1 protein-coding gene and 1 pseudogene are annotated in these 2,002 nt (G+C 65.4%); both read right to left on the reverse strand.

Features of this window, described 5'->3' with window-relative positions; genetic code table 11:
• Positions 1 to 179: 179 nt before the first annotated feature.
• Positions 180 to 1,004 (reverse strand): PopZ family protein, encoded by an 825-nt coding sequence (locus EN906_RS25615; RefSeq protein WP_127375469.1) that lies wholly within the window; start codon positions 1,002 to 1,004, stop codon positions 180 to 182.
• A gap of 205 nt (positions 1,005 to 1,209) precedes the next feature.
• Positions 1,210 to 1,890 (reverse strand): annotated as a pseudogene (locus tag EN906_RS25620) (TolC family protein); the annotation flags it as partial.
• Between the last annotated feature and the right edge of the window lie 112 nt (positions 1,891 to 2,002).

Below are 2,002 nucleotides of genomic sequence, written 5' to 3' on the forward strand. Positions count from 1 at the left end.
GTAAATCGGAAGGTTTTGGCCAAGTCAACCGCAAGGGCTGTCTCGGACCCTCACAACCAGATAGGCGCGGCCTTGGTCATTTCAACGGAAAGCGATCCGCCGTCCTGCCAACAAACTGACCTCACCAAAAGAAACGGCGCCACGAAGGCGCCGTTTCCTCTAGCAATCGGCATGGGGAGCTACTGCGCCCCGCGCGCCACGCGCTCGATCTCCTCGCGCACCAGTCTTTCGACCAGTGTCGGCAGATTGTTGTCCAGCCAATCCTGCAGCATCGGCCGCAGCATCTCTTCGGCCATCTCGTCGAATGTCTTCTTGCTGCGGCTGGCAAACGCATCGGAAAGCTCGCCAAAGGCAGCCGCGACCTGACGGCCGGTATGCTCGGAAACGATCGCCGGACGCGGCGCGTCGCTGGCCGCCACCGGCCGCACCACGCTTGCATCCGGACGAGACGGCTCGGGTTCGACGGCTACTTTCGCGGTCGGTTCGTCCCTTGGAGTCTCCACGGACGGCTGGGCAGCCGTCTTGCGTGCCTCGCTCCGGTCCGACACCGCCCTCGCCTGCTCACCGACCGCGGCGATCTCACGACGCCAATCGGCGATGGAAGCGTCGGCGACAGGACGCGATCCCGGCGATTCAACCGTGATTGGCTCGGCGGCGACGCGGGCGCTAACTTCGGCAAGTGTCATCGATGGCTTTGCCGGGCTGGGATCGGGGCGCGCAGGCGTTTCCATGCGCGCGACCACCGGCTCGGCCGCCGGCAACTGTGCCTGGACTTCCGCCCGCGTGACCGGCTTCCTGCCTTCGGGGGCGGCATGCAGGTCGGCACGGAATGCTTCCACGTCGGGGGCCGCATAGGCGCTCGACGCGCGCTCCAGATCCTGGCTCAGCTCATCGGCGTCGCCCGGCTGCTTGCGGCCGCCGTCACTGTCCTCGATGATCCGCCTGATGGAAGCCAGTATCTCTTCCATGGAAGGTTCGCGCTGTGCGCTGCTTGCCGTTGCCATCGTCACATCCGCCGCCTTTGTGACCCCTGTGGGTTTCCGCTCCGGCAGAGCCGGATCGAATCATGGCGACAGCGTAACCGACGGATCGCCGCACGAGAATCCCCAATCTGGGGACTTGTGGGATTTCAACAGATTAGCGCGATCTGAACCCGAGTGCGAAAGATCCTGCTCAAACGGGGAACACGGCCAGTCCTGGCCGAACGCCTCAGCGGCCGTCCGGCGTGCGCAGGCCGTACCACTTGTCCTTGACCGCGTTGTAATGCTCTTCAGGCTTGTACTTCGCTACCTGCAAGCCAAGGCGGTCCACGGACAGACGGCCGGTCGCCTGCAGGATGGCGTAGCTCGCCACCACCACATCATGCTCGTAACCGGCCTGGTTGATCTGGGCGGTGATGACCGTCGCCTGTGCGTTGAGGACGTCGAGCGTGGTGCGCTGGCCGACATTGCGTTCTTCGATGACACCGTTCAGTGCCAGCTTCGCGGCCTCGATCACTTGCCTGTTGGCCGTCAGCTGCTGCTGCGCGGCGGTATACTCGGTCCAGGCGGCGGTGACGGCCTGGCGTACCTGGTCGCGGCTGACGTCGACCTGGATGCGGGCCTGGCTGAGTGATTCCTTGTTCTGGCGCACGATCGCCGAGGTGCGGCCACCCGAATAGATCGGGATCGTCAGCGTTGCCCCGACACTGGCCGAATTGGTCGTGCCATCCTGCGAACCGACGCCTGGCAAAGGCGAGGTATTGCGATAGGCGCTCGAAACGCCGGCGGAAGCCGACAGCTGCGGCAACAGCGCGCCTTCGGCCGACTTCACCGAAAACGCGGCGGCGTCGACCAGATGCTGCGTGGCAAGGATGGCCGGATGCTCGTTCGAGGCCACCCCGACGGCGGCGACGAGCCGGGCAAGCTCAAGGGCGCTTCGCCGGTGGCAAAGCTGTTGCCGTCGAGCCTCGCCGCCGCCGTCGGGGTGGCCTCGAACGAGCATCCGGCCATCCTTGCCACGC

Origin of the sequence: Mesorhizobium sp. M7A.F.Ca.CA.004.06.1.1, from assembly GCF_003999135.1 — a bacterium.
In the GTDB taxonomy this organism is placed as follows: Bacteria; Pseudomonadota; Alphaproteobacteria; order Rhizobiales; family Rhizobiaceae; genus Mesorhizobium.

What these genes read in the sequence shown, in the direction of transcription:
- EN906_RS25615 (WP_127375469.1), bottom strand. Translation starts at nt 1,004, where the DNA reads ATGGCAACGGCAAGCAGCGCACAGCGCGAACCTTCCATGGAAGAGATA.